This window comes from Actinosynnema sp. NPDC050436, assembly GCF_040655415.1.
Taxonomy (GTDB): Bacteria; Actinomycetota; Actinomycetes; order Mycobacteriales; family Pseudonocardiaceae; genus Actinosynnema.
Window position 1 is genome coordinate 278,839 of sequence record NZ_JBFAJV010000002.1, and the last position, 26,652, is coordinate 305,490.

Annotated in this window: 22 protein-coding genes; 7 read left to right on the plus strand and 15 right to left on the minus strand. The window is 64.7% G+C overall.

Annotation, left to right across the window (positions count from 1 at the left end; all coding sequences use genetic code 11):
• Nucleotides 1–5 precede the first annotated feature (5 nt).
• Nucleotides 6–260, minus strand: a complete 255-nt coding sequence (locus AB0I60_RS05480; protein ID WP_360726001.1) for a helix-turn-helix transcriptional regulator — start codon at nucleotides 258–260, stop codon at nucleotides 6–8.
• 28 nt (nucleotides 261–288) lie between these two features.
• Here AB0I60_RS05480 and AB0I60_RS05485 point away from each other — a divergent pair, with 28 nt between their 5' ends.
• The 4 genes from AB0I60_RS05485 (at nucleotide 289) to AB0I60_RS05500 (ending at nucleotide 5,536) form a co-directional block, all read left to right on the plus strand.
• Complete coding sequence (locus AB0I60_RS05485) at nucleotides 289–1,419, plus strand: DNA methyltransferase (RefSeq protein ID WP_360726002.1); 1,131 nt, start codon at nucleotides 289–291, stop codon at nucleotides 1,417–1,419.
• Between the two features lie 181 nt (nucleotides 1,420–1,600).
• A complete protein-coding gene (locus AB0I60_RS05490) occupies nucleotides 1,601–2,725 on the plus strand; it encodes a hypothetical protein (protein WP_360726003.1) in 1,125 nt (374 codons plus the stop codon).
• Nucleotides 2,726–2,769: 44 nt separating this feature from the next.
• Entirely contained in the window at nucleotides 2,770–4,962 is a 2,193-nt protein-coding gene (locus AB0I60_RS05495) for a DUF87 domain-containing protein (RefSeq protein WP_360726004.1), read from the plus strand.
• Nucleotides 4,963–5,122: 160 nt separating this feature from the next.
• Nucleotides 5,123–5,536, plus strand: a complete 414-nt coding sequence (locus AB0I60_RS05500) for a very short patch repair endonuclease (RefSeq protein ID WP_360726822.1) — start codon at nucleotides 5,123–5,125, stop codon at nucleotides 5,534–5,536.
• A 259-nt stretch (nucleotides 5,537–5,795) separates the two neighbouring features.
• On the opposite strand, the gene AB0I60_RS05505 is transcribed toward AB0I60_RS05500, so the two are convergent.
• From AB0I60_RS05505 to AB0I60_RS05530, 6 genes are read right to left on the minus strand one after another with little or no spacing between them, the layout of a single operon-like run.
• Nucleotides 5,796–6,332, minus strand: coding sequence for a hypothetical protein (locus tag AB0I60_RS05505; RefSeq protein ID WP_360726005.1), 537 nt, complete (start codon nucleotides 6,330–6,332; stop codon nucleotides 5,796–5,798).
• Nucleotides 6,268–7,953, minus strand: a complete 1,686-nt coding sequence (locus tag AB0I60_RS05510) for a cell division protein FtsK (protein ID WP_360726006.1) — start codon at nucleotides 7,951–7,953, stop codon at nucleotides 6,268–6,270. The genes AB0I60_RS05505 and AB0I60_RS05510 overlap by 65 nt, the downstream gene beginning before the upstream one ends.
• Nucleotides 7,950–8,936: a hypothetical protein gene (locus AB0I60_RS05515; protein WP_360726007.1), complete on the minus strand. Its 987-nt coding sequence runs from the start codon at nucleotides 8,934–8,936 to the stop codon at nucleotides 7,950–7,952. The genes AB0I60_RS05510 and AB0I60_RS05515 overlap by 4 nt, the downstream gene beginning before the upstream one ends.
• Nucleotides 8,933–9,139, minus strand: a complete 207-nt coding sequence (locus AB0I60_RS05520) for a hypothetical protein (protein ID WP_360726008.1) — start codon at nucleotides 9,137–9,139, stop codon at nucleotides 8,933–8,935. The genes AB0I60_RS05515 and AB0I60_RS05520 overlap by 4 nt, the downstream gene beginning before the upstream one ends.
• Nucleotides 9,136–9,762, minus strand: coding sequence for a helix-turn-helix domain-containing protein (locus AB0I60_RS05525; RefSeq protein ID WP_360726009.1), 627 nt, complete (start codon nucleotides 9,760–9,762; stop codon nucleotides 9,136–9,138). The genes AB0I60_RS05520 and AB0I60_RS05525 overlap by 4 nt, the downstream gene beginning before the upstream one ends.
• Nucleotides 9,759–10,064: a hypothetical protein gene (locus AB0I60_RS05530; protein ID WP_360726010.1), complete on the minus strand. Its 306-nt coding sequence runs from the start codon at nucleotides 10,062–10,064 to the stop codon at nucleotides 9,759–9,761. Before AB0I60_RS05530 ends, AB0I60_RS05525 begins: the two co-directional genes overlap by 4 nt.
• 376 nt (nucleotides 10,065–10,440) lie before the next feature.
• Here AB0I60_RS05530 and AB0I60_RS05535 point away from each other — a divergent pair, with 376 nt between their 5' ends.
• Entirely contained in the window at nucleotides 10,441–11,055 is a 615-nt protein-coding gene (locus AB0I60_RS05535; protein ID WP_360726011.1) for a mobilome CxxCx(11)CxxC protein, read from the plus strand.
• Between the two features lie 161 nt (nucleotides 11,056–11,216).
• Here AB0I60_RS05535 and AB0I60_RS05540 read toward each other — a convergent pair whose 3' ends face one another.
• The 4 genes from AB0I60_RS05540 to AB0I60_RS05555 form a co-directional block, all read right to left on the minus strand.
• A complete protein-coding gene (locus tag AB0I60_RS05540) occupies nucleotides 11,217–12,437 on the minus strand; it encodes a site-specific integrase (protein WP_360726012.1) in 1,221 nt (406 codons plus the stop codon).
• The gene (locus tag AB0I60_RS05545; protein ID WP_360726013.1) at nucleotides 12,437–12,655 is read right to left on the minus strand and encodes a helix-turn-helix domain-containing protein; all 219 of its coding nucleotides are present in this window, start codon (nucleotides 12,653–12,655) and stop codon (nucleotides 12,437–12,439) included. Before AB0I60_RS05545 ends, AB0I60_RS05540 begins: the two co-directional genes overlap by 1 nt.
• The gene (locus AB0I60_RS05550) at nucleotides 12,652–13,986 is read right to left on the minus strand and encodes a replication initiator (RefSeq protein WP_360726014.1); all 1,335 of its coding nucleotides are present in this window, start codon (nucleotides 13,984–13,986) and stop codon (nucleotides 12,652–12,654) included. The genes AB0I60_RS05545 and AB0I60_RS05550 overlap by 4 nt, the downstream gene beginning before the upstream one ends.
• 146 nt (nucleotides 13,987–14,132) lie before the next feature.
• A complete protein-coding gene (locus AB0I60_RS05555; RefSeq protein WP_360726015.1) occupies nucleotides 14,133–14,330 on the minus strand; it encodes a hypothetical protein in 198 nt (65 codons plus the stop codon).
• A 294-nt stretch (nucleotides 14,331–14,624) separates the two neighbouring features.
• On the opposite strand from AB0I60_RS05555, the gene AB0I60_RS05560 reads away from it, so the two are divergent.
• Nucleotides 14,625–15,797, plus strand: a complete 1,173-nt coding sequence (locus AB0I60_RS05560; protein WP_360726016.1) for a pentapeptide repeat-containing protein — start codon at nucleotides 14,625–14,627, stop codon at nucleotides 15,795–15,797.
• 1,182 nt (nucleotides 15,798–16,979) lie between these two features.
• Entirely contained in the window at nucleotides 16,980–18,149 is a 1,170-nt protein-coding gene (locus AB0I60_RS05565; RefSeq protein ID WP_360726017.1) for a toll/interleukin-1 receptor domain-containing protein, read from the plus strand.
• Between the two features lie 4 nt (nucleotides 18,150–18,153).
• On the opposite strand, the gene AB0I60_RS05570 is transcribed toward AB0I60_RS05565, so the two are convergent.
• Genes AB0I60_RS05570 through AB0I60_RS05585 form a run of 4 tightly spaced genes read right to left on the minus strand, consistent with a single transcriptional unit; the run spans nucleotide 18,154 to nucleotide 26,463 of the window.
• Nucleotides 18,154–20,646, minus strand: a complete 2,493-nt coding sequence (locus AB0I60_RS05570; protein WP_360726018.1) for an RNaseH domain-containing protein — start codon at nucleotides 20,644–20,646, stop codon at nucleotides 18,154–18,156.
• Nucleotides 20,640–23,876 (minus strand): hypothetical protein, encoded by a 3,237-nt coding sequence (locus tag AB0I60_RS05575; RefSeq protein WP_360726019.1) that lies wholly within the window; start codon nucleotides 23,874–23,876, stop codon nucleotides 20,640–20,642. The genes AB0I60_RS05570 and AB0I60_RS05575 overlap by 7 nt, the downstream gene beginning before the upstream one ends.
• Entirely contained in the window at nucleotides 23,873–25,021 is a 1,149-nt protein-coding gene (locus AB0I60_RS05580; RefSeq protein WP_360726020.1) for a hypothetical protein, read from the minus strand. Before AB0I60_RS05580 ends, AB0I60_RS05575 begins: the two co-directional genes overlap by 4 nt.
• Nucleotides 25,018–26,463 (minus strand): PD-(D/E)XK nuclease family protein, encoded by a 1,446-nt coding sequence (locus tag AB0I60_RS05585; RefSeq protein ID WP_360726021.1) that lies wholly within the window; start codon nucleotides 26,461–26,463, stop codon nucleotides 25,018–25,020. The genes AB0I60_RS05580 and AB0I60_RS05585 overlap by 4 nt, the downstream gene beginning before the upstream one ends.
• Between the last annotated feature and the right edge of the window lie 189 nt (nucleotides 26,464–26,652).

Sequence of the window (26,652 nt, forward strand, 5' to 3'; positions counted from 1 at the left end):
TGCGCCTAGACGGGACGGGTGGCTTGGGCGTACAACTCATCGAGCGAAAGGCCCAGTTCGGAGGCCAAAGCTGCGACAGTGAAGAACTCCGGCGTGCTGGTGCGGCCCTTTTCGATGCTCCGTACCGTCTCCACGGAGAGCCCTGCGCTGTGTGCGACAGCCTCTGCGGAGCGTCCGGATGCACGCCGGGCTTGCGTCAGACAGGAAGCAAGCCGCTGTCCGCGGTGTCGGGCGGCAAGATCGAGCCTCCTACGCGGCATGGTGTAATCATACCTGTATAGTCACACCATGCCGGTGACTGCAGCGCAGCCCTCTTCCCGCTGGCCCGAGGATGTGCTGAGGCTCAACGCAGTCTGTCCGTACTACACGATGTTCCCGTTGGACTTCCCCCTTCGGCAGCTTGCCGCTTCCCCGCAGGCGACCAGGGTGCTGGACCCCTTCTGCGGCAGAGGGACCACTCTGTACGCTGCTCGTCTTGCCGGACTGCCGTCGGTGGGCATCGACATCAACCCGGTGGCTGCTGCCATCGCCCAGGCCAAGCTCGTCCGCGTGACCCCTGAAGCGGTAGTCCGCTTAGCCCGGCGGATCCTCGAAGGTGGCGCGCTCGGCTCAGTTCCTGAAGGCGAGTTCTGGGAGTGGTGCTATGAAAACCGGACGCTCCGCGAACTCGTGACGCTGCGTGAGGCGTTATTTGAGGTAACCACTCCAACGGCAGCGATGCTGCGAGCGATCCTGTTGGGAATTTTGCACGGCCCTCGCAACAAGAACTTCCCATCCTACCTGTCAAACCAGATGCCGCGTACTTACGCCTCCAAGCCTGCCTACGCCGTGAACTTCTGGAAGAAGCGGGATATGAGGCCAGTTCGAGTTCCGGCCTTGGAGGTCATCGAACGGCGAGCCACTCGCTTGCTGGAGGCAGCTCCTCTTGCTCACGGTGGTTATGTCTACCAAGGCGACTCCGTCGCGACACTGGTCGGGCTGCGGCAGCGCTTCGACCTCGTGGTTACTTCTCCCCCTTATTACGGTATGCGGACATATGTCGCTGACCAGTGGCTGCGCTCATGGTTTCTAGGCGGCCCTCCACAGGTCCCTTACGGCACACATGGGCAGATCGCTCGCCAGCCGAACCAAGATGCGTTCGCCACCGCCCTGGGGGAGGTGTGGGCTGCTACTGCTCGCCGTTGCCACCGCGGAGCGCGGCTGGCGATCCGCTTCGGCGCACTGCCATCGGCCCGCACCGATCCAGAGAAGTTGTTGCGTGACTCATTGAAGAAGGCGAAGTCGGGCTGGGTGGTGACGGAGGTGCAACAGGCTGGCACCTCACCCAAGCGCACACGGCAGGCCGAGCAGTTCGGGAAGGCCGGCTCCGCAGTGGAGGAGATCGACCTCGTAGCCGAGCTGATCGGGGTACCGCGCTGAGAGGCTGGTGCCGAGGCGACTTCGGTAACACGGGTCCATGCACCACCGATCCACTGGTCATGCCTGGTCGAACAGCTGACCTTGACCACGTGACGGACCGTCGGTGCCGCGTGCCATGCTGTGATGGCCACGGTGAGTGATCGCTTGTCCGTGATGAACCCGAACGTGGTACAGGAGGGGTATGTTCGACGCCGACCAGATCAAGCAGCTCAAGCGGCTGATCGGTGACCAGGTCGAGGCAGGTCGCGCGGAGCTCGACAAGCTGGTCGAGCAGGCCCGCGCCATCGCCTCTGGCGTCAAGGTGATCAAGCCGCGTGCGGCTACGTCCGTTGCTTTGATGGCCTCCGACGGAGGCAATAACAAAGTCGCCTTCAACCCCTTCTACCTCCAAGTGGTACGCGTTGTGGACTCCAGCGGGAAGGAGTTATGCCTGGAGGTGGTTTCGCCTATTTCCGACATCGACGAGCTGGGGCGGCGCCAGTTTCACGAGGACGGCAGTCCTCGTACAGCCTTGGGAAAGATGATGCGGGGATTGGGTGTCAATTCGCTCAGAGAACTGTCGCCCATGATGTCCGGCAAGTCGTCCAGTTGGGTGCTGGTATTCCGTGACTTATGTGAATGGGCGACGCTTTACGACTTGATCTGTCACCGTGATTATGCCGTTGACACCCTCATCGTGCGCGATGGACTGCTGCGCAGTAAGATATTTAGTGGTGATCTGTTCGTACGAATGGGCGAGCAGATGTATGAGGCTATCGAACGGATCAAGCGCGAAGATCGACGCAGGGTGTGGCTGGTAGGGCTGGCGAAGAAGACGCAAGTATTGGAATATTACCGCTTGGCGATCTCTCTGTCCGGAGTTCTTAATAATGGGGCGGCCTGCTTCGTAAAAGTTCCCACGCCAATGCTGGATCAAGCGTACCGCTGGGAAGAGTATACGCGCGATGTAAGAGACGATGCTCCGGGCGAAAAGCCAAAATTCAACTTCGGCTCGATGTACTTTGTTCGTTTTGGTCCTCACTCGGGTGATCCCATCTGGACCGTGGATCTGATGTCACGACAGGATAGTGAAGCTCAGGCAATCTTTGGCTATCTGCAGGCTGATGCGGTTGCTGGCTTCCCCATTCCGCTCTACCCGAACTGCATTCAGCAAGCCGACAGCTTCTCTCGTGTTGCCGACCTGGACCTGGACATCATCGAAGACCAGCTCGTCGACGCTATTCGTGAACAGGTCGGAGATGAGAAAGCTCCGGTCATCGACGCACTGCGGTTGGCATCTGATGTAGCTGCCCGCCGCTATGAGTAGCACAGCACCATCCGTCCCTGCTTTCCGTAGAGCGAGAACTGTCAATGAGTCTTTTTGAGCGCGACAAGGTCGTCGGTACCTTCCGCGGCTTCGCCGAGAGCGGCATGGAGTTCCATGCCGACCTTGTGTTACCGCACCACGATGATTTCCAAACCATGGCTATGCACGGTCAGTTCGTGCTTGTGCAACTAGAGCATGAACGCGAAGCCATACTCGGGCGAATCACCACTATCTCGTCGCAGGGTCGTCTGGTGTCTCCAATTGGAGAAGACTACGCCACCCGAGCCGTCCGTGACCAGCGACCTATTCCGGACGAACTGCGCGAGCGCTACCTCAAGTACAAGGTCGACATTCGTATCCTGGGTGTGCTGCGTCAGGATGGTGATAAGCACATCTTCGTCCCCAGCCATCGGCGACTGCCGCATGTCGGTGCCCAGGTTGCGTTGCTCTCCGATGATCTACTCGCAGAGGTCGTCAACGCTAAGGATCTTGGTGACGGTGCAGTTCCGATCGGTTACTTAGCGTATGGTGAATTTGTCTATGCTGGCGATGACAACCGTGTGGGTGATACCTCATGGATGCAGGTCCAGCATCCCGCGATCATGCCGACATTTCAGATCGGCAAGCTTGTAGCTCGTCGCAGCTTCGTCTTCGCCCGTGCGGGTTTTGGTAAGTCGAATCTGGTCAAGCTTCTGTTCTCCGCCCTGTACGAAAGCCAGCCAGCCGTTCCACGGCGCAGCGGTCAGGCACCGGTAGGTACGGTGATCTTCGATCCGGATGGCGAGTACTTTTGGCCTGACTTCAAAGGCCGTCCGGCGCTCTGCGATGTGCCGCATCTGCGTGACAAACTGGTTGTCTTCACTAATCGCAAGGCGCCCAGCGATTTCTACCAATCATTCGTTGTAAATGGCGTCAAGCTCAACATCAAAGAGCTTCCCGCCTCTCGTGTCCTCGGCATTGCACTTCCGCCAGAGAAACAAGATCAGCAGAATGTCGTCAAACTCAAGTCGCTTAGTGGTCCCAAATGGGGTCGCCTGGTTGACCTGATCTACCGTGACAAGTACGGTGCTGACCGTAGCGAGGTGCAGCAGATCCTCAACCTTGATCAAGGTGAAGAGGCGCAGACCAATGCGGCGATCTCTAACATGGCCCGCGTAGTTAGCGCTCTGCACGACCCCGAAAGTGAACTGCTCAGTGCTCTGAAGGACTGCCTAGCTCAAGGTAAACTGTGCGTCGTGGACATCTCGCAGATGCGCGGTTCGCAGGGCCTGCATCTAGCCGGAGTTATCCTAGGTGACATCTTTGAGCACAATCAGACTCAGTTTACCGAGGCTGAACCGAAGTCTATTCCAACCATTGCGGTAATCGAAGAGGCTCAGTCGGTCCTAGGTGGTTCTAACCAGAGCGAAGACGGTCCGTTCGTCTCCTGGGTCAAGGAAGGGCGAAAGTACGACCTTGGAGCGTTGCTGATCACTCAGCAGCCAGGCAGCCTTCCTCAGGAGTTGCTTAGTCAGGGTGACAACTTCTTTGTCTTCCATCTGCTCTCCCAAGGCGACCTGATGTCTTTGAAGAAGGCCAACGCGCATTTCTCGGAAGACTTGCTCGCTACCTTGCTCAACGAGCCCTTGGTGGGTAACGGAATCTACTGGTCTAGTGCTCCTGGTACCGATCAGCATTCTCGTCCGTACCCTATATCAGTCCGCGTCCTTAGCTTCGAAGACTCCCACCAGTTGGCTGATCCTGACTATACTGCCTCTGCTCCTGACAGCTTTGCGTCTCGGGCGCGATCCTCCATTGAACTACGAAGGGGCGAACGGCAAGAAGCTGCCGCACGCCTGGCTGTCAGCCATCCTGAGGGGGTCCATGCTGAGTCGGAAGGCGACGGGCCGATCGCAGATGATACCGATATCGCCATCGCTCACCTGATCGAGAAGCGCGACTTCAAGGGGAAAATTCAGACTCCGGAGGGTGTGAAATGGGGGCGAATCGGATTTATTCTTGCCGAGAAGGCGCCCGACTACGCGAAGCGTACTAATACGGATCGTGACTGGGGATTCAAACTCGTCAAGTTAGCCTTGGATCGCTTGTACCCAGGTCGGTGGAAGACGGTCAAGCGTCCCGATGAAAACGGCATGACCACGACATGGGTTGTGCTCAGGGAGTTCGACGCGTCAGCGGAGACGGAAGATACCTCGGCGGCTCAGGTTGAACCAGTCGAACAGGAGCCTCCTTTCTGAGCATTTAGTGGGTCTGCCGGTGAGCGGGTGCTACAGGCTGAGGTGCCTCGACCGTCTGATGCCGAGGGCTGTCGGTTAACGCTGGCAACCTACGGACATGTACAGCTACTTGGATCCCGGGCCGACTCCTCCTGCTGCAAGTCCTGCTGCGGCGAAGCTGATGCGGCGTGTCAGGCGGTCAGGCACGAAGCCGGAGATGGCGTTGCGCAGCGCGCTGCACCGGAAGGGACTGCGCTTCGTCGTGGACCGCTCGCCACCCGGGACGGATCGCCGCAGGCGGGTTGACGTCCTGCTGCGCGGTGCCCGCATCGCCTTGTTCGTCGACGGCTGCTTCTGGCACTCCTGCCCGGTGCACGGCCAGCTCCCGCAGGCTAATCGAAAGTGGTGGAGGCTGAAGCTGAGGGGGATCGCCCTGCGTGACCGCGACACGGACGCCCAACTCGCCAAGGCGGGGTGGTTGGTGGTCCGGGTGTGGGAACACGAAGATCCCGCGGAGGTCGCGCAACGTGTGCTCGAACTCGTCGCGATGCGCACCGCACGGTCAGCGGTTGGTCCCACTCATGCAGGTAGCTGAATTCGGTCCTCGCGCCTGCCAAGGATGGAGGGGTCGGTTTGGGGGTCAGCCCGGCCCGCTGTGCCGACCTCCGGCAACGTGCTGAGGAGTCGGAGCAACGCCCTCGACGGCCCTGTGCGGGACGCTCCTGGCAGGAACCGCGGTTGATCGGCACAGCGGAACGTTCCCCGTCGTGCCAGGTCAATGCCGTTTCGGTCGTTGCTGCGGAGTGGGAACGATCAGGCGGGGTCGGCACAGCTGTGCCGACCCCGTTCCGGGCTCAGATGCCGTGGATGACGGCGCGGATCACGTCCAGGTCGGCCACGCTGACCGGGTTGTCGTGACCTGGCATCCGTCGCTTGCCCGCTGGGGGAACTCCGGCGGCGCGCAGTGCCTCACCGAACGCCTTGACCTTCCAACCGATACGCCCGGCCAGCTCCGATCGAGCTACCAGGCCATGCTCGTCATCGCCGATCACATTGGCCAGCAGCGTCAGCACTTCGGGTAGTTCGCGTCCTGGCTCGGCGCTTGCGAGCGCTGATGCACCGGCGGTGGCAGTGGTGACCTCGGTAGCCAGGCGTGCGGCTGCCGTCGGATCGAGCACCGCCAGGTCGTGCTCACCGGAGGCGTCCCCGGTCAGCGTCCCGGTCTGCTCGCGTAGCACTCGGCCGCGTTCGCAAGCGGCGCGAATCGCGGTGATGTGCAGCAGGTGCGTGCGCACCGTGACCGCCTCCCCGGCTAACAGCTCGGTCTCACCATCGGCACCAAGCAGCAGGCCGACGCCCTTGTGACTGGTCAGCAGCTTGGAGGCGTCCATACCGACCTTGTAGGTGCCCGCGCCCAAGCAAGATGGTCTCCGATGCCTGCCAGGTCATGGTCTTCAGCGCGAATCGCGTCCCGAGCTGGCCGCGCAGCCCGTCCGGGATGACCTGGGCGTCCGGCTTCTGAGTGGCTAGGACCAGCGAGTAGCCCGCGGCCGGGCCGGTCTTGGCGATGTAGGTCAGGAGTTCGCAGATGCGTGCGCCCACCTTTTTGCCCTTGGGGTTGTCATCGTCCAGCGGCACGTCCAGGCCGAGGAAGTTCTGGACCTCGTCGATGCCGATCACGGTCAGCGGCATCCCGTGGGTCGGGTCGCGGGTGATCTCCGGGGTGACCTTGGACTCCGGGCACAGCTCGTCGTCCATCTCGGCGAGCCGGTCGAACCGGTCGGCCACGTCCGCCGCGCACTCCTCCAGCACGCGGATCAGCTGGCGGGCGTCCGTCTCGCGGGAGCCTCGGATGAAGCGGTGTGCCACCTGTTCGAACGGGCGGAAGTCCTTGCCGCCCTTGCCGTCAGCGATGATCAACCGCACGTGAGGGTCCAACGCCGCGGCGGTGAGCGGCAGGCGCGCGACGAACGTCTTGCCCTGGCGCGGGATCGCACCGATCAGCAAGGAAGTCCACACCAACGGCAAGTTCACGGTCGCACCGCGGGCGGTGGTGCCGAAGGGTACTGGCTGCCACAGGTCCCAGCTCGGCGCCGACGCGAGCGGGCTGGGGATCGGGTCGGCGGTGTACGGGTCGGCGTCGCCCACCCACAGCGCTAGCCGCCCGGCGTGGCCGTTGTCGCCCCGGACGCGTTCCACGATCAGCCGCACCTCGTCCACCGCCAGCGCCGAGGCCAGGGCTTCCCGCTTGCCGATCACGTCGGATGCCTTGCGCGACGGCGGTAGGTCGAGTGTCAGCGCCCATCCGGCACCGTCGTGGCGCGGGGCCTTGACCAGCATCAGCGACTCGTCGCGGCCGATCAGCTTGGCGTCGCGGAACGCGGTGACCAGGTGGTCGCCGTTCATCAGCCACGCCAGCGACCGGGAGCCCAAGCGGGTGCTGCGTCCACCTGCGCCCTCCCGGCTTCGGCCAGCCGCAGCCAAGACCGCAGACATTGCGCCAGCAGTGACCAGCAGCGGCAAGGAGCCGACAGTCAGTTCGGCGACCATGCCGGCAAGGCAGGCCGCGCTCATCCCCACCAGGGAGATCACGCCTCGACGGCGGCGCACGACGGCGATCTCCTGCCACTTGTCGGCCAGCCGGTCGGCGGCCTTGGACGCCTCGTAGAAGTCCGTCACCCGTACCCAAGCCCACCAGGCGCGGGCTGACACCGCCAGGCCGCGCCCGACCGCCGCCGGGTAGCGCATCGGCACCAGCAGCGCTTGGTTCACCAGTTCAGCCCCGGCCTGACGGGCGGACTCGGGGGTCTGCCACTGGGTGGGCAGGCGGGACACCGCCGACTCGGCCAGGCGGCGGACGCGAGAACGCTGGTACTCGGCTTCGGTGATCAGCTCGCCGTCCAAGGCTGCGGATGCTTCCACCGCACCTGCGTCCTCGGCGTTCCTCTCGACGGGGGCGTTCGGGAACGGGATCAACTCGCCGCCCCTGTCGCCCTGCATCGTCAGGCTCATGCAGCACCCCTGCGGAGGGCATCACGGACCTCGCGGGCCGTGTCGGTTCCGCACCCCAGCGCCTCCCGCAGCCGCGTTGCGGATGGGTCGGCCGACAGCTGGCCGGCGGCGATCATCCAGCGAGCGCGGTCTACCAGTAGGGCCACTCGGTCGCCGGTGGTCCCGCGCTGTGCCGCTGCGGTGCCGGGCGCGTTTTGCCTGTACTCCACGCTGGTGGGGGTAGGAGTAGGGCCTACCGGTAGGCCGTGGTCGAGGTCGGCGAACGTCGTCCAGATGATCGGCAACACCGCCACGGCGCCGACCGCGACCAGCGGACCGATGGCGTGGGCGAGGAGCTGCATCGGGTCGAACCGCGTCCACGGCACCGACACCCACGGCAGGTACGGCCACACATTGAGCGTCAGCGTCACCGTCAACGCGCCGTACTCGACCACCGCCAGGTGTGGGTGGTGCAGCACCCGGCCGCGGGTGGCCAGGAACGCCCGCGCCCCGACCACCACCAGCAGCACCGTCGAGATCACCGGCTCCACCGCCCAGGCGCCCCACCACGCGGCGGTGTGTTCGACCATGCCTCGTGTGAGCGTGTGGTGAACGCCGGTGGTGGACCACGCCAGCGCCCCGACCAGTGCCGCCAGCGCTGCGGCGGTGAGCACCAGGCGCAACCGCGATGCCTGCCAGGCCCGAGCGGCTGGGTCCTGGGCGAGGGCGTGGAGGCGGGCGGCTTCGGCGGCGCGCTTGCGGCTGCGCCGGACCCGGTTGGTGTCCACCAGCAGCGGCGCGGCGTCGGCCTGCAACTCCAGCAGGACGTGGGCCTCGTTGACCTCGGCACGGAGGTCCCGGACCCGCTTGGTGGCCGGTGTGACAGCGGGTGGAGCCGGGTCGGCTGCGGCCGGGGCGTGGGCGGCGACGTACTTCTCCAGTTCGGCCACGGCACGCTCTACGTCGTCGTTGTTCGGCTCGGGAAAGGGTGTGGAGGTGTTCATCGCCGCACTCCGCAGTCATCGCCGGGACAGTCCACGATGTGCCAGGTGCGGCGCGCGGTGGCGCTGCGGCCCGACAGCAGGTTGGTGGCGTCGCGCAGCCGTTCGGCGGCGGTGCGGTCCTCCAGGCAGTGCGGCGAGGAGCGCCAGCCGTTGAGGTGCGCGATGCTCGGCGGCTCCTTGTAGAACAGGTGGACCCGGTTCATCGGGCACCTCCGCTCCGCCGCGGCGCGCAGCGTGGGCAGGGCACTGATCGTGTGCGGTCTTCGTCCTGCCACACGACGCGTGCGCTGACCGGATCGGAGTCGCGAGCGTCGCACTGCCCGCACACCGGCGGCACCGCCGAGCGCCCGGTGGCGGGCGCGCTCGGCGCGGGACGGTTATCTGGACGGTTGAAGGACGGTTTGGGCGTCGTGGTGACGCCCCCGTTGGTCGCTGTTGACGCCCCCAGGCGCTTTTGCTGACGCCCCCGGCTGGTCGGAGGGGCGTCGTCCTGACGCCTCTCGTTCGAGGCTGTGGACAACTCGGGGGACAGGAGGTCGTAGACCTGGGGTCGTGCGTTGGCCTCCGGGATCTTGGCGTCACGCACTCGCGTGTTGCCCGCACAGATCAGGCCCAGCTCTTCCAACGACCGCAGGGAACGCTGGATGGTCCGTCGGGACAGACGGGTGTAGCGCACCATCCGCTCGACCGACGGGAACGCGTCCCGACCGTCGGGTCCGGCGTGGTTGGCGAGCGCGATCAGCGTGATCGCCAGCGTCGAGGCGTCCTTGCGGTCGGTGGGGATGGGGGCGCGGTTGAGCGCCCAGTCGATGGCCTCGATGCTCACCAGGCACCGTCCACGGCACGGACGCGGTAGAGGAGGCTGGCGACGGTACCTACGACCGAGGTGTCCTGGTCGGCCAGCCACTCGATGACGTGCCGGTCGTGCTCACCCAGTTCGACGCCGTCCAGTGGCTCCAGGAGGGCGGCGGCATGGTCGGCGTGGCAACGAGCGTGCCACTGGTCGGTGGTCTCGTCGGACTGCTGGCTGTCGAGGGTTTCGACGCCGCTCACGTCGAAGGGCGGGCGAACGCGCCGCGGTGGCCGTCGGAGCGGCGTGGTGGAAGTGGGGAAGTGGGTGGTGCTCATCGTGAACAGGACCTCTGGTGCTCGGGTCCCGTCTCACAGGCGTCTCACGAACCTGTTGGACGGGGCCGGAATGGAGGCCCTGACCTGGATTGCCGTCGGACTCGACCAGCCACAACGGACCGGAGGAGACCATTGTGGACATCTTTTGTCCCGCTGGGGGTCAAGGGGTCGCAGGTTCAAATCCTGTCGTCCCGACGGTCGAAAGAAGCCCGCTGATCTGGGATCTGCCCAGGTCAGCGGGCTTCTTCTGTAGGCAGATGAGATGTGAAGAGGTCTTGCGTTAGCGAGGGCTGGGGACCACGCGGGGACCACCGGTCCGTGTCTAGGTGCATCCGGAACCTTGCTGAGTGGCCACTGTATGAAGGGCTGATCGGGCGTGGACAGGGACGCGGTGCCTCGTGGCGAAGACGACGTCACCATCCAGGATTGCTGGAAGCGGGCCCGTGAGGCGTTCGGCACGTCTTTCGTCTTCGAAAAGCGCTCTCAGCGACTGGCGACTTTTCTTCGTGTCCTAGGGTTCATGGGGCTCGTCGTTCCGGTCGTGATCGGTGGCCTCGTCGGCGGATTTGGTATCGGCTTTGGCGCTCTGCCTGTAGCGGTCACTATTGGTGCCGCAATCGCTGTACTGCAAGCTGTTTTCTCACTATGGTCATTGGCGGCGACATGGGTCGAATCCTATGCCTATGCAATTGAGTCCATGGTCGAGAATCGTAACCTGTACGCTAAGTTCAAGGAATTGGCGGAGAGTTCGCCGAACTCGGCAGTCGAGTTGCAGCTTCGTTACGAAATACTAAAGGCGGAGGACAAGGCACGCCGCGAACAGGACTTGCGCCGTGGTATCAAGCCGCATGAGACGCGCCTGGGCATGCGTGCAGGCCTCCGCGAACTGGGGCAGACATGCGTGGCATGCGGTGTGCAGCCGTATAGTATGGAGTCCACGGCCTGTTCGGTCTGTGGATCTTTTGACAGGAAGAGTCGATCTAAGAAGTAAGGGCTACCATGGATGCCGCCACCGCTCGCGTTATTCGCGGATTCATCAGTTTGAATAGCTCTCAGCAGGCCGAGTTTGTGGAAAGGGTTAACAGGTATATCAACGGCACGGAGACTAAAGACGCACTTGAGAAGTTCTCGAACCGTTATCTTGAAGTAGACCTAGGTCCAAGTGGGAGGGTATGTGGTTGCTGCGGTCGATAAAGAGCCTAAAAGGGCTAGGTAACGCGTAAGCAATCTTCCTGCTTCGGTGACCGACTTCGATCCCAGGTGCAGGTAGCGCTGAGTAGTGGTCAACGAACCATGACCGGCGATGCGCTGAAGATGGTGCACGGGCACCCCAGCATCGGCCAGCCAAGTGAGTCCGGTATGTCTAAGGTCGTGCCGCCGCAAGTACTCGTAGCCGAGCTTGGTCACGACCTCGTCCCAGTGGGTCGCGTCCCGCAGTACCGCCGTCGAGATGCGCCCACCACGTGGCCCGGTGAACAGCCGCGCGTCGGGCCTGCCGTTGACCTTGTCGATCCGCCGTTGGACGAGCGGCCGAACCTCTTCGATCAACGGCACCGTCCGGGCACGCTTGCCTTTGGTGCCCTTGTCCACCAAACCGCCGGGTGCGGTCGTGGTCTGACGTCGAATCCGCCACGTCCAATCGGTGGTGTCGATATCACCGACGCGGCAGCCGGACACTTCACCGATCCTGGCCGCCGTGCACGCGGCGAAGATCACCACGTCGCCCCAGCCCGAGAAGTTCTCGTGCGACCGCTCGACCAGGGCGTCGGCGAGCCGGGTGAGCGTCTGCCAGTCCGGCAGCGCCAGCGACCTGGGATCGTCCAGCTCATCCTCCGCCCGCAGGTACTCGCGCTGCCAGCCGGTGATCCGTGCCGGGTTCCGGGCGATGATCCCGTCACGCAACGCCTGTTCCATGATTCGCACCAGGACGGCGATACTGTTCTTGACCACCGACCGGCCGCACTCGTCGGCGATCCAGCCGTGCACTGCCCTGTCCACCACACCGTTGGTGATCATGCGCACGGGCAGGTGACCGAGCGTCGGCACGACCCGCTTGCGCCAGCCCGCAAGGTAGAGGTCCATCGTCTTAGCTTCCAGGCCGCGCATGGCCAACGTCATGTTGGCGTTGCCGTAGTCCACCAGAGGCATCGTCGCGGCCGAGGGATCGACGCCACGGGCAGCGGCACCTTTGATCATCTCGATCCAGGCGTCGGCTTCGTCCGACGTGGCGAAGGACTCCGACTTGGAAGGGCGGTTCTTGGTGACGGGATCGACCCACCGCACGCGCGCGCGGTAGGGCTTGCGACGTCCGGGACGGTGTTCGACGTCGGACGACAGCGGTACCCCGAGAGGTGGTTCAACACGGGTGCCCATCAGGCTGCCTTCCTCGGGTCGATCCGTCGACTGGCCAACCAGTCCTCCACGTCGTTGGCGCTGTAGAGCGTCACGCGGGAGGTCAACTGCACGAACGGAGGTCCTTGCACCGGTCGCGCCGTACGCCAGCGCCTCAACGTCGAGGGGTCGACACCCAGCAGAGCGGCCAACTGGTCGGTGGAGAGCCAGCCGCCGCCAAGTAGGCCGGTGATGGTCATGCTGCCACCTCCTGTTCGTATTTGCGTTTGCGCTGTTCTCGGGTGTTTTCGGCGAGTGCGAGTTCGCGTTTTGCGTCGTTGCTGTAGCCCGACCCGGTGTAGGTCCAGTCGTGGACGAGCAGGACCGTGTCGGGTTCGTGGCCGAGTTGGTCGAGCATTTCGGTGGTGCGGAACGCGCGTCGTTCCTCGCGGGTGGCCTTGAAGCTGGTCGAGTAGGTCGGCGACTTGGACAGGAAGTGCCCGCGGAAGGCGAGCATGTGTGCCCAGCGCCGCAGGTTGAGCGTGGCGAACTGGTCGAGGTCGCCGAGGTCCCAGGCGGTCTGGATGATGCGGCGGTGGTGTGCGGTGACCTTCAGGTGGTCGATGTCGAGTTGGGAGCGGATGGGCCGGTCGGCGGCTTCGCTCGTGCCGGTGCCCTTGGTGACGTACTTGGCGACGTATCCGGCGAGGCGGGTTTCGCTGATCTCGCCGTTCTCCTCGACCTCGTGTGCTCTGGTGGGTCGGATGCGGCGGACGTCGACCTGTGCGCCCCACCGTAGGGTCATGGTCGTGCCGTCCGGCCGGAGCTGGTCGACCGCGACGGAGCGGGCGGCGACCGTGACGGCCTGCTCGACCAGTTCGGCGGTCGCCCAGGCGGGTGCGGGGTCGGTGGGGCCGTCTGGGCCGTCGAGGCGGATGACGGCGTGGAAGTGGACCAGGCCGCGTCGTTGGTACTCGGCGACCTTGGCGTAGGAGACGCGGGCGTGGTGGCGGAACTCGCGCACGGTCAGGCCCGCAGCTTTGGCGAGGGCGCGGCGTAGCGCGATGGTGAGGCGGTGCCACAGCTTGCCCGCGTTGGCCTGCCACAGCACGGAGCCGATGTAGTCGTAGGTGTCGGGGTCGAGGGGTGCGCCGAGGCGGGGGTCTGCGTCGTGGTGGTACTCGCCGCACGCGCATGGCCGTCGCTTGCCGGTGCGGGTGGTGGGTTGGTTGTGGACCGGTCCGAAGGAGGGTGCGGTGACGGTGGCGAACAGTCGCGGCTTCTCGGTGATCGTGGTGGGGATGTTCTTGGAGCCGCCGGAGAGTCCGGCGTGCATGAGGTGGTAGGCGTCGGCGGCGTAGCGGTCGGAGCAGGCGGGGCAGACCGATTCGCGGCGGTTGCCGCAGGGCACGAGGACGTCGCCGCCGTGCCAGTCGAGCAGGGTGCCGGTGGTGACGTGTTGGATCTGCCAGCCGCCGGTGAGGTGGATGGGTTGGGCGCATCCGCCGGTCGCGGTGACCTTGTCGCGCCAGTCGCGGTAGTCGTGGGAGCACAGGCGGGCGGTGATGCGATCTTCCAGGGTGAACGGCACGGGCACCTCCTTTCGGGGCGTGTACGGGGTTGTCGGAGGGTGGAGACGGCGAAGGGCGGGACACGACCGAGGGGAGGTGTGGTCGTGTCCCGCCCATGTGGAGCGCGGGCCGGGGGTGCGCCGCGCTCGTGGCTGGTGGGTGTGGGTCAGGCGGCGAGTTGGTCGGCGACGCGGGCGGCGAAGGCGTCGGGGACGTGGAGCAGCTCGCGGACTTCGTCGGCGTTGAGCGGGCGGCCGAGTTCGGCCATGCGGGTGCCCAGGGCGTTGCTCATGTGCGGAGGCAGCCGCAGCGAGGCCAACGCCCGCACCGGGTGCACCGTCGCCGTGGCGGGTTCGTCAGCCACCGCAGGGGCAGGCAGCGGAGTCGGGGTGACTTCCTGTGTGGGGGTGGTCTGGTCGGTAGTGGTGTCGGCGGGTGGTGGGACGGCGTTGAGGGCGTTGTCTCGGGCTTGGATGCACCGTGCCTGGATGACCGGCATGACTTCGGCCAGGAGGAACACCACGAGCGGGATGAGCACGTGGAGGAAGACGTTGCCGGACTTGACCGGCCCGGTCGAGGGGGTGAGCGCCGAAGCCCCCTCTGTTGATCCGAAGAACCCGGTTGTAACCGCCCGTAGTCGACCGACGATTCTCTTCTCATGGGAGAACAGCAGGACCGGCCGTCCTACAAGGTCTTATCCACCAGGACCATCGTGTGGTTCGGCGTGGTCTTGGTAGTGGTCGGGGCGGGTGTGGCAGCGGCGCTGCTCTGGGCATACGGCGCTGGCACTGAGGCTGATAAGGCGCGCTTGGATGCGATCAAGACAGCCGGAACCATCGTCGTCGGCACCGGGGGAGCGGCTGCTTTGTGGTTAGCGGCCCGAAGACAGCAGGCTGCGGAGATAACCCTGCGGCAGAAGGACGTCGACCAAGCGCACCAGGAGCAGGACGCCGCCGAACGGAGGGTGACCGAGCTGTACACCAAGGCGGTGGAGCAGCTTGGTTCGGAAAAGGCTGCGGTGCGCTTAGGCGGGATGTACGCGCTGGAACGCTTGGCGCAGAACGTGCCAGACCAGCGACAGATCATCGTCAACGTGCTGTGCTCCTACCTCCGGATGCCATTCCAGTCGCCGGTAGCCCCGGATCTCGTGTCCACCGTGTCTACAGCGGCCAACACCCTCATAGTCCCCGAGCAGGTGGCCGGTGAGCAGGCGGGGTCGACCGTGGATCGCGTCGAGAACGAACGCCGTATACAGGAGCGTGAGGTACGACTTACTGCGCAACGCGACATCACGAAGCATCTCCACCCAAGAAACGACACCGATCACCCAGCGGAAACCTTGTGGGAGAATATCGATCTCGACCTCACCGGAGCGACACTCGTCGCACTCGATCTTGAGAATTGCCGCGTCCGGACAGCTCAATTCGGCGGGGTGACGTTCGAGGGGTACGCCGTGTTCGACGGGGTGACGTTCGAGGGGTACGCCGCGTTCGACGGGGTGACGTTCGAGGGGGAAGCCGGGTTCGGCGGGGTGACGTTCGAGGGGGAAGCCGTGTTCGACAGTGCGACGTTCAAGAGGTACGCCGGGTTCGGCGGGGCGACGTTCGGAAACGCCGGGTTCGGCGGGGCGACGTTCGAGGAGTACGCCGGGTTCGGCGGGGCACGAGTTCGACTCGACGTGGTCCCGAAACCGCTCAGAAGTTGGCCGGATGGGTTCTCTGTTACCGACCCGGGTTCGCTGCAAGAAGCCGCGCTAAAAGGCCTAGACGGAATGTGGGGTTACCTTGTGTCCGTCCGTGACGGTAGCCAATTGGGCGAAGGCGACGAGTAGCGAGATGCTTAGAACCACCGGTCGAAACCAGGTTGCTTGTTGCTGGCAGTGTGAGGGTCATCCACGGCGCGCACTTGATGACCTAACAAGTGCACGTCTGGGGACCACGCGGGGACCACACGCTATGCGCGGAGGTGAACAACCCGCAGGTGAGGGAACATTGAGCACGCTCCTCGTGGACCGTCTGACCGGCGAGAATGGCAACCCCGACGTCCTGGGGGTCAAGGGTCGCAGGTTCAAATCCTGTCGTCCCGACGGCCAAGAGGGCCTTCGCAGGTCAGACACTGCGAAGGCCCTCTTTTATGATCTTGGGATGTTCGGACGGGTCAAGCACGCCGCTCAGCGACACCTCAAGTCGTCGTTGTGTGCTAGCCGCGAGGCGACCCTCCTAGGAAGGTATGGCGTCGACTGACGGGAGGGGCGGCGTACGGATCCCTTGACTGGGCGTCGATCAGAGTAAACGGCTGGCCAGTGTTTGTCAGAATTCGCCAGTTGAGTCTTCGAGCGGATGGCTGACGCGGATTGGGGGTCGCCCGCTGCGGTGTGGTTGAGCGTCCAGGAGCGGGGGACGTTGCTGCGATAGGCGCGTCGGGCGAAGTCGTCGCAGAGTTGCATGGCGGAGCGGGATCGGGCAGGCGTGCATGGATGGCTTGTCCAGCAAGTAGATGGGCCGAGGATCTGAGGGTTCATCCGGCGACGTGTCACCAAGTGGTACCCCGGTTCTCAAGCCCTGCCTGGACGGCTTGGCCCACGAGTAGTCGCCAGGTCGTCCACCGTCGAGATCCCGGTGGGCCGGGTCGAGGAGGTGGCCCTGGCGACGCTGGAGGAGACCCGCACCACGCCACGCACTGGTCACAGACCTCGATGGACGAACGCATCGAGGTCGGCACGTCGACCATCGGGCGGATCTGGCGCGATGCCGGTATGGAGCCGCGCCGTACATTTACGTATATTTGTGAGTACCATTCGCTTTCGTGTCTTACGTTGAGCCACGCAGCGAGTGCGCGGCCGCTTGCTCGAGTGTCTCGGCTTCTGGCCAGGTGTCATGAGCGACGGCCCGACCGCCGCGCATGCACCATGACAGAAATATGTCAAATCTTCGAACCTGCGAGGCTTAACACGGGCTGGTCGTTCACGTCCTTTAACCTATCGACCGTTGTGTGCTGACGGGAAGGTAGTGGAATGCGGGACGAGTGCGAAGCTTCAGTTGCATTGACGCTGGTAGACGACGGCGGGAAGCGGCTGGCGCTGGAGTCAGAGGATGTCGAAGTAGGCGTACTGCGGTTGAATAGGTGGCAGATCTATCGGGTGGAGCTGGAGCCGGGGCTATTCGATGGATCGTCGGCTTACTTGGTGAGGATCAACTACGAGTTGGAGCTGGACCCAGGGCTGCCCTCGATGCGCTGGTTTGAGATGGGTCTCGATTTTCAGGATGATGTAGTGACAACCGTTCTCGACGCTGTTCCCCACGGGTCGCGTGATCCTGGTGCGGAGAGTTCCTACGCACTCAACCGATATCTGCAACTTGTGCCGGGCGAGTCAAGCTCCAACACCTTGGCCCACCTGCCAGCGGTCGAGGAGATGGTGGACGTCTACGGTATTGGTAAATCGTCGGTGCGTTGGCGTTGTTCGACCGACAACTCCTCAGGAGTTCGGCCTGGGTCGCGCGTGGCATGGATTGTTTTGCTGGTCCCTGAAGGTCATGTCAAACAGCGATGCCGACTCGCGGCGCGTTATGACCTAAGGGTGGACGAAGACGGGGCCTATTGGCCGACCCAGCGGTCTACTGCCTTCACGGTCACGCTCGACGATCCTAGACGAGATGCAGTGGTAAGGCCGTCAGCGACGGCCAGTCTCACGGAACCATTGACCACCGCACCGTCCGTGTTTATTTGCTACGCACACGAGTCGCCGCAGTTCAAAGCTGACGTAAAAGCGCTGGCGAATCTCCTGCTGAAAGAAGGAATCGACGTCCGCTTGGATCAGTTCGAGGAAGGTCCTAGAAAAAACTGGGATCATTGGGCATTGGGCAACTTCAAAAAGTGTGATTTTATCCTATTGATAGCCTCTCCTGCTTGTCGAAAAGTCGGTGACGGCGATGTGGAGGGCGGGCAAAATTTGGGCCTGCGTAGCGAACTGAATACGCTTGCGACTTTTTATCAGCGCCACCCCGAGTGGGCCAAATACGTGCTTCCGGTCATCTTGCCCGGGCAGTCAAAGTATGATATTCCCATATTCTTGGGCCCGGAAAGGGAGGACTATTATGACGTCGATGACTACAGTACGCGGGGGATCGAACGTCTGATGGCAGCCATCCGGGAAACGCCACTACGTGATTGGGACCTCAGATAGACGATCACTCCTCGTCCGGTTCCGACTGTCGGAACTCCGGATGGTCCTGGTCCGCCGCCGTGCACAGGTGCAGCGGAACTGGAACGAGAGTCCGCCCATCCCAGGCGATGGGCTGTTCACAGAGCCGCGCCGTCAGGGCGGCCAGTTCCACTGACTCCCACAGCCCAGGACGGACGACGACGATCTCCCGACCGGTGTAGGAGTGCCAGGGTGAGCGCAGTTGGTGCCGCAAGTCGTCCGGGAGGGTCCAGCGCGTGTACTGCGCTCCAATCCGTCCCCACTGGGCGTCGAGTGTCACGGACTTGCCGGCGAACAGCCAGGACGGCACAGAACTCTCTACCAACCGGTACACGCCCTGACCCGGAGCGGCGGGCTGGCGGGAATCCGCGGCCCGCCGCCCCTCGTCGACCCTGGTGACCGGTCGTCCGAGATCCCTCATGTCGGCATGCATGCGGACCACGGCGACGTCGAGCCCACGGGCACGCAGGGAGTCACCGGGAAGCGGCCCGGCGCCGAGCCGTACGTTCTGGAGGCCAGGCCAGATCGACCGAGTGGACTGAGCGTCCACGAAGACCACGACAGGCACGTTCGACAGGTCGGATGAGACCAGGTCGGACAGGCGGTGCTCCACCTCTGTCCTGATGAGTTCGACCTTCTCCTCCGTGCGCCCCAGATGAGTCACGCCGAGGGAGCCTGCGTAAAAGTCGGTCAGGCCTTCCGCCGCCCGTATCCACGTTCGCCTGCGGTCGCTGTACATCAGGATCCGCCACTGCTCCAGGTCCGCAGGATCGGCGAGCACTGCGGTCATCCCCAGTACCAGTGGCCGCTGTCCCTTCCGAACCTGTTGCGCGCGTACACTGATTCCGACGAGCAGAGTCCTGCGGTCCAGCTTGTTGCGCAGCTTGTCCTGGGACACCGCGCTGCGCATACGCTCGTCGAGCACACCAGCCGATCGAAGCAGATCGCGCAGCGCTGCCCTCGCCACGTGTTTCCGCTTTTCGCTTTCCTTCTTCTGCTTCTTGTCGCCGACCTCCTGCCTCTCTGCCTCGACGTGGACGACCGGCTCAGTGGCCAGAAACTGCGTCGGGATCCCCAGGTGGCCGAACAGTCTCCGCAGATGTGGCTTGGCGTCGATGTCGGGCTTCACCTCCATCTCAGGGTGGAACTCGGTCTCCACCCACGCGACGACCAGGTGGTCATCCTCGACGGGCAGGTTCAAGGAAGCGAGGAACGAGGCGCGGTTGGTCGTGCGATGGCCGAGCAGCTCCGGGCAATGGCGGGAAACCAGATTCAGCCGTTCGTGGACCGGAGTGGTGGAGCCGTCGGTGGCTGGTCTACGTCCGGTCAGTTCGACGAGTTGGTTGACCATGCGTTCCTTGGCCTCGGCGGTGGCGTAGAGGCACGCGATGGTCATCTTCTTGTAGCCGGTTGGCCCGATCGACTGGGGGAGAATTCCGTTCTCCGGGTATTTCTTGATGCGTGGAGGAAGATTGATCGTCTTGTCCAGCTCATAAGTCAGCGGCGCGAGCAACGGCAGTTCGCGGGTCACGTACTCGTGCAACCGCAACATGAACCTCGGTCCGGGCCCGCTGCCCAACTCGTGGTACTTGGCGCCGAGCAGCTTTGGCCGGAACACCTCAGGGCGCTCCGGGAACTCGTCCGGGAGAGTCAGTGGTTGGAGTTGGCAAGCGGACAGGATGGACGCGATCGCAGGGTCGAACTCGTGGTGCCACTCGTCCTCGACCTTGTACGCGCGGGCCGGTAGGTAGAGGATCGGCGTTTCCGCCCGGCGTTCGACCCAGGTCGCCTTATACCACTTGCCACGCTGGTCGATTCGTGACTGGTGGGCGTCGAAGGTCAACACCAGGTCTTCGACACCGGGGCGGGTGGTCAACCGGACTGTCACGTTGGTCATGTCGAACGACTTGTGGTTCGGGCTCACGATCAGGTCGTCGGCTTCCCACGCCAATAGCCGCCCGGACGTGTCCATCCGGAGTCGAACCGCCGCGCGACCGTCGATCCCGAGCGGGCGGGAGGCCAGGCTGCGCGCGATCTGCCAGGCTGCCACCCGGAAGACCCAGTTCGGCGCGATGGGAACCTCTCCGGCCCGGAACTCGACGAAGTCGCTGAAGAGGCGAGCTTCCTCCGGTTCCGGGAGCAGGTCCGCGAGGATTGGGGTGCCGCCATCGCGGAGGTGGCGTTCCCAGGCGATCACAGCAACCCTCAGGCGGCGGTCGAGTGCTGCGTCGGTGGTCAGGAGCAAGGCCTTTGCGCCCGATTCACGTTCGCGTTCCGCAAGATCGCGCTCCCCGAAGAGTCGAACCGGCTTGCCCGTGGCCGCCACCAGGCCGGTGGCCAGGGTGCCGTACCGTGGACGTCCACCGGGAAGCGTCGCCCAGGCCTCCTGAAACTGCGATGTCAACGGGTACGCGGTCACCTTTCCGAGCAGTTCGGTCAGGTGTTCGCGGGGGATCCGGTAGGCGAGTGTCCTCAGCACGTGGGAGCTCCATCGCTCTGTCGGGCGTAGTCCAGGAAGGCTTGGAGCGTCGAGCCGTAGTACTCCCGCATGGCGTCCAACTCAGCGGGCTTCCAGGCGGCCATCAACTTGGTGATCAGCACGGGTAGGTCCGTGCCACGCTCACCGGTGTCGAAGGCCCCGTCGACCAGGTGCAGCACCGCAGGTGTGCCGCCGCGACGAGCACGGCCGATGAGCTGGATCGCCCCGACGATGATCTCGGCGGTGACCCCGAGCTTGACCAGGTCGGGCTGGCTCTGGAAGTAGGGCGGGCAGCGGATGATCTCCTCGAGGAACGTGCCTGCGGTCTTACGCCTCTCGGCGAGGAGCGCACACGGATCGGAGACCGGACCAGGGTGCTCGGCCAGCGCCCTGGCCTGGATATGCGCGACGAGTTCCGAAGGCTCGTCGATGATCGGAATGGGTCGGACGATGAGCCACACCGATCCGAGAGCGGAACGGGAGCCCTGACCGATGATGTTCACCCCGCGTTGTACGCGAGCCAGCGGCGCGATGAGGATGGCGGTGCCCGCCATGGCGGGGAACGCCTCCAACTGGTCGGCACGCAGTTCCTGCCACAACTGGTGGTCGGAGGGTTCGGAACGCGGCGGCACGGCCAGACAGATACTTCTGCCGTTGACACCGGCCTCGGCCAGTCCCTCGGCGACGTGCCTGGCGGCCTCGTAGGAGGTCGTGGCGAGCAGCACCCGCTGCCGATCTGGATCTTCACTTGCCAGGCGCTCGAACTCCTGGACGAGGTTTCGCGACCAGAGCAACCGTGCGATCCGGCGGGTGGCATCGGCCCGTGCGGGGCCCTGCGTGCCCGAGATGCGGCTCGCCTTCCCGTCCGCATCGGGGATCACCGCGGACTTGATGCTCACTGTCTCCGAGGAGTCGTCGCGGACCCACCACCGAGGCTTCGTGTGTAGGTGATGGTGCGGGGCGAACGGAAAGTACGACGTCGCGGACAGCCCGAGGACGATGCGTCGGGTTCCGGCGTGGGCCAATGCGGTCACGTCGCCGAGCCCGACGGTGTAGGTGTGTGGATCGCCGCCGAAGGCGGCAGTGGCCAGTCGAGCCGGTTCGAAGCCGGTGTCGTCGAAGTACTCGGTGAAGGCGAACACCAGTCGACCGAGGGGGCCGGTGGGGGTGACCCTCCACCGCCCGTAGGTGCCGAGCGCGTCAGCGATCTCCTGCGCCGATTCGACGCCGATGTCCACCAATTGGGAGTTGTTCGCCATCAAACGGTGGAGGAAGACCCGAATGCGTTCGAGGATCGCCCGCCGGAGCACTCCGTCGACGAACTGACGCTGGTCCTCTTTGGACAGAGAGAGCACGAGATCGCCGATGACCTTTCCGGCTTCGCGAATGGCCGAGCCTTCGAAGCCGGTGCCGATGACGCGGTCGATCCAGCCTCTCGCGTCGACGAACACCTGCGGCTCGCCGGGGTGCCACCTCGTGAAGAGCAGGAGGAACTTTGTCATCTGTTGATCGGTGACCTGGTCCGGCTCGACGCCGAAGAGCTTGGCGGCGAGCCAATTATCCCGGCGTCGCGGAACGATCCAAGCTCGTCCGGGGCCGGCTCGGCGACGCCCCTTCGACGGGCGGGCGGGCCCGAGGCGCTCGTACGTCAGGTGGCTGACGTAGTTCTCCGACAGGTAGCGCAGCCCGAAATAGGCGTCGCGCACGGTGGCGTCAACCTCGTCGAGCAGTTTGCCGAACGCGGCGCCGAAGTCCTCGTCGAGGTTGCGAAGCGGGGTGTTCGTGCGGCCCGCCTGGTCCAGGACGAGGCCGCGCCCCGCCTGCTCGATCGCCTCCTGCTGGAACACGTCGACCTCGTCGATGACGACGACCTGGCAGCGGCGCAGCACCAACTCCTCCACACTGAGGCGGTCGTTGATGCCGTGCCCGTCGGACACTGGGGTCTGCAGCACACCGAGGAGCAGGTTCACATGGGAGGTCACGATCACATCCGCAGTGCAGGCTGCCCTCGACGCCTGGAACCGGCCGCAGGTGGTGCGCCACGGACAAGCCACGATGCGTGGCTTGCCCTTGGCCTGGTGGGAGCGCAACTTCGCACAGGGCTCTTGCCCGGGGACCCAGCCGTCGACCGAGCCCTCACTGGTGGCCACGGCGGAGAGGGCGCACCCGTAGCCGAAGCGGTCCCACACCCAGTCGGCGTCCGGGCCCTGATCCGACGTGCGGGCGGCCGCTGTCTCGGCGACCTGGATGCGGGAGCGCGGCGAGGTGAGCGCGACGACCTTGCCCGTGAGGTTCAGGGCTGCGACCGCCTCTTCGATCTGGTAGGTGACCTTCACGACGTCTGCGTTCGTTGGGAGCACGAACGCGGTCACGACACCCTTCTGCACAGCCCAGCACGCGAAGACCTCGACGAGTACAACCGACTTCCCGAACCCGGTGTAGGCGAGGAGTTCGTTCAGGTTCCCGGCCGTCAGCCTCAAGCCCTTGATCAGCACAGCTTCTTCGGAGCGGATGGATGCCTTGAACTTCGCCACGGCTGCCGTGCGGTGATCCCCACGAATGTTCGGGCACTCGTCGAGCTGGCAGGCAATGATCTCCAGTTCGTCGAACGGCACCCACAGCTCGGCTTGAGGTGGTGAGTCCACCACGGTGGGGAGCGGGTTTCCAGGCTCTCGGTGGTGTCCCTGGATTTCGAAACGGAAGTCGACGTACCGGTGGTTAACGCCCTTGATACCCGGGACGCGGATGGATGTCGTATGGGTGCCCGGTGTGGCGGCGCGCAGCGCACGGCTGCTCGCGGCGTAGAGCACGTCCAGGTCGTCGAGCGCCGCATCGACGAAGTCAGCGAGCGGCATCCCGACATCGACGACGATCCTGCCGGTGACGCCTTTCTGATACCCTTCCGCAGCCCGGCATCCGCTGATCTCCTCGGCGAGGAGCATGTGATCGAGGACGGCACCGGCGACCTCGGCGTTGGCGTAGTCGTTCAACCGCCGTTTGAGCAGCCGTGCGCACCTTGCACGGCGCCGCTCGGCGACACCGCCGATAGCCGACCACCCGGACCACTCGGAGATGTGTCCGTCTAGCACGAAGAGGACGTGTTCCCGGGTGGTCGTCCACGTGGTCCCCTCTCCGTCGATCGCGAAGAGGTCCGCAGCCAGGCCGATCGCTGCGGCCATCACCCTGGGCCGGACTTTCTTCTTGTTGGCCAGGTCCGTTCGTTCGGTCACCTGTGCTCCTTCAACTGCTTGCGAACCCTGGCGAGAAACCGCCGCTCAGTGGTGACCCGAATGGACTTCGGAAGGGCGTCCTTGAGGATGGCGAATTGGTATTCATGGGTGTCTGGCAAGAGCACTTCGATGGACGACCGCGCTCCGCGCAGGTTGTCCACGAGGCGTCGTGCCGACCGGTACTCCTTGACGTCGACCTTGTGCTCGGTGATCCCGACCGCCACCAGCAGGTCGTAGTCATCGAGGTCCGGCCAGAGTGCGACGGCCGCGCCGAGTTTCGTGAGTTCTCGGTACAGACGCAGTTCAGTGGCTCCCGGTACGACGATGAAGCGCCAGATTCCGGTCTCGACGCAGACGGCATCGGCCCCCGGCTGGGCAACTGGCGTCGCCACTCGTGGACCGGAGTCGATGCGATCGAGCGACGGCCGGGCAGAGGCCTTCGCACCAGAGACGATCTTGTACGACGCGGTGTGCGGGCGGTAGCGGCACCGGACTCGGTTCCCGGTGACCGCCATCGGCCATCGGCACGTGGGACACGCCCACCACCAGGTTGTCCCGCCGCCCACGTGATGGATCTGGTCTGACGGAATCGGCTGGTACCCGTTGGGCGCGAGGAGCGCTCCGGTCGAGGCAACCAGTTCTTGCAGATCGGCCTCGGATGGCACGGCAGGATGCTCGATCAGGAATTTCCTGGAGTCGACGTAGACCTCCTGTTTGCCCGACCCGATCATCGCGGAGTAGGTGGCCTGCTGGATCTGCTCGGCCCTCATCCTGGTCCAGGACGGCATCCAGGTCGCTTTGTCGATGGCCTCTCCCAGCGGAGCCGCGTACTCGCACGCCAGGTCGAAGGCCACGTCGGTAAGGCAGTCGCCGGACAGCAGGACCGCGTCGGCGATCTCCTCGTCACCGCAGTCGGCGATCGCAGGCAACAAACCGAGCCGGCCATGCAGCGCCTTGGCGAACTCGCGCGGCGTGACCGGACCGACGCCTGGGCCGTGCGCAGCCATCACCACACCGGTCATGCGGGCCACCTCGTGCATGGCACGGCGTTCGGACGAGCGCACCGACCAGGCGTAGGCCGCGCGGAGTGAAGCGATGAGAGCGCGTTCCCACGACGTGGGCGGCCCGACGATCGAATGCGTCACGGCCGACCTCGCCGTGCATCGGGGCACCACCGGGTGTACGGGCAATCCCGACAGGCCTCGCCCGGGTTGGTCGGGTGCTCGCGGTCGGTGAGCCAGTCTCCGACGAGTTCCAGCAGGACCTTCTCAGCACGTGCCAGCACAGCGGGATCGGACGTGTCGACCTCGGTGAGTACCGGTCCCGCCCCCGTCAATCGCTCGAGTTCGACCCGGAGTTTGACCTCACCCACCGCTCGGACGCCGCGGGCGGACAGGACCGTTGCAAGGGCGAGCTGCGGGTAGTCGTCGAACATGTCTCCCTGTCCGGGGTACCGCTGGGTCTTGGTTTCGCGCAGCGTCCAGCCCTCGATGCCTCGGTAGAGCAGGTCGGCTTTCGCGACGACCACGACATTCGTCTGTGGGTCGAACACGACTATCGATTCCTCGGGGAGGACCTGCGTCCCGGTGGGGAGCCCGCGCAACGGGCAGGTGAGCGAGTGGTCGCCGATCATCTGGATCCCGAGTCCGGCCTGCTTGCCCTCGACCCGCCAGCCTCCGGACTCCCACGCCTCGGCGGGGCCAGGCACGTCGGACGCGCGACACGGTCGGGGAGGAGTGACACGATGGCGCTGCTCGATCCAGTGGTGCACGGCCCGCCCGCGGCGCGTCGCATCGGTGTCTTCGAATGCCTTGTCTCCGGGGAGGAAGAGCCTGCCGAAGTGTGCCCGTGCGGCACACGCAAGGTGGTTCCTTCCCGTAGTCACCGACCATGTTCGTCGTGGCGTCGCGTCCGAGAGCACGCCGAGCAACCCTGGCAACGACGGCACGGCCGGACAGTTGTCGACCAGCGCGCACCCACCGCAGTCGTCGCCAGGGCGGTACTCCCCGCCGACGGCCACTGCGCTCAAGGATCCGGCGACCACGGTGTTGTATCGCTCCAGGGCATCCTCCCGGGTTCCGCTGAAGAGAACGCGGGCAGAACCGTCATCGCACCCGACCTCGACGACGCGGATCCACTTTGGTGCCTCGAACCGGCCCAAGCGGTACTCCGTTCCGGCCCACGGATTGCTCAGCACACGACTGGCTCCAGCCACGACTCCTGCGGCGAACGCGACTTCGCGAGCGTCGGCTTCGCGCTGGTCGACCGAGAGGAGGCGCAGTAGGCGGATCTCCCGGACCCCGTAGTCATTCTCGTAGCGACGCCCGTGAACTGTCTCTTCGTACGTCCCGGAGCCATCCGGCTTAGCCGGGCGTTGTCGCGCCCACCACCGGGATACCGGAACGAGACCGGTCGGCAGATCCTCGATGCCTGCCTCGGACGAGAGGACGTTGGTCACCGCGTGGGTCACCCAGCGCTCCACGCCGGGGTGGGGGGCCTCCCGGTCGCGCCAGCGCTGGATCGCGACCGCAGCATCCACTTGTTCGAACTCGACGAGATCGAGAACCGCGTGCACCGACCGGCTCACCGACGATTCTCGATTGCGTCCGAGACGCCTCGGACCATCCACTCGGGACAATCCTGGGTGGACCTCCGCAGCGGTGCGCACCGGGCACCGCCGACTCAAGTCGCGCGCATGTCCGGAACGGACCCGAACCAGCAGGTCGTTGCCGGACAGGATGCCGGAATTCAATAGTTCAGACATGCACTTCTTCCC

Coding starts and splice junctions, on each gene's coding strand:
- AB0I60_RS05480 (WP_360726001.1), bottom strand. CDS start 260: ATGCCGCGTAGGAGGCTCGATCTTGCCGCCCGACACCGCGGACAGCGG.
- AB0I60_RS05485 (WP_360726002.1), top strand. CDS start 289: ATGCCGGTGACTGCAGCGCAGCCCTCTTCCCGCTGGCCCGAGGATGTG.
- AB0I60_RS05490 (WP_360726003.1), top strand. CDS start 1,601: ATGTTCGACGCCGACCAGATCAAGCAGCTCAAGCGGCTGATCGGTGAC.
- AB0I60_RS05495 (WP_360726004.1), top strand. CDS start 2,770: ATGAGTCTTTTTGAGCGCGACAAGGTCGTCGGTACCTTCCGCGGCTTC.
- AB0I60_RS05500 (WP_360726822.1), top strand. CDS start 5,123: ATGCGGCGTGTCAGGCGGTCAGGCACGAAGCCGGAGATGGCGTTGCGC.
- AB0I60_RS05505 (WP_360726005.1), bottom strand. CDS start 6,332: ATGGACGCCTCCAAGCTGCTGACCAGTCACAAGGGCGTCGGCCTGCTG.
- AB0I60_RS05510 (WP_360726006.1), bottom strand. CDS start 7,953: ATGAGCCTGACGATGCAGGGCGACAGGGGCGGCGAGTTGATCCCGTTC.
- AB0I60_RS05515 (WP_360726007.1), bottom strand. CDS start 8,936: ATGAACACCTCCACACCCTTTCCCGAGCCGAACAACGACGACGTAGAG.
- AB0I60_RS05520 (WP_360726008.1), bottom strand. CDS start 9,139: ATGAACCGGGTCCACCTGTTCTACAAGGAGCCGCCGAGCATCGCGCAC.
- AB0I60_RS05530 (WP_360726010.1), bottom strand. CDS start 10,064: ATGAGCACCACCCACTTCCCCACTTCCACCACGCCGCTCCGACGGCCA.
- AB0I60_RS05540 (WP_360726012.1), bottom strand. CDS start 12,437: ATGGGCACCCGTGTTGAACCACCTCTCGGGGTACCGCTGTCGTCCGAC.
- AB0I60_RS05545 (WP_360726013.1), bottom strand. CDS start 12,655: ATGACCATCACCGGCCTACTTGGCGGCGGCTGGCTCTCCACCGACCAG.
- AB0I60_RS05560 (WP_360726016.1), top strand. CDS start 14,625: ATGGGAGAACAGCAGGACCGGCCGTCCTACAAGGTCTTATCCACCAGG.
- AB0I60_RS05565 (WP_360726017.1), top strand. CDS start 16,980: ATGCGGGACGAGTGCGAAGCTTCAGTTGCATTGACGCTGGTAGACGAC.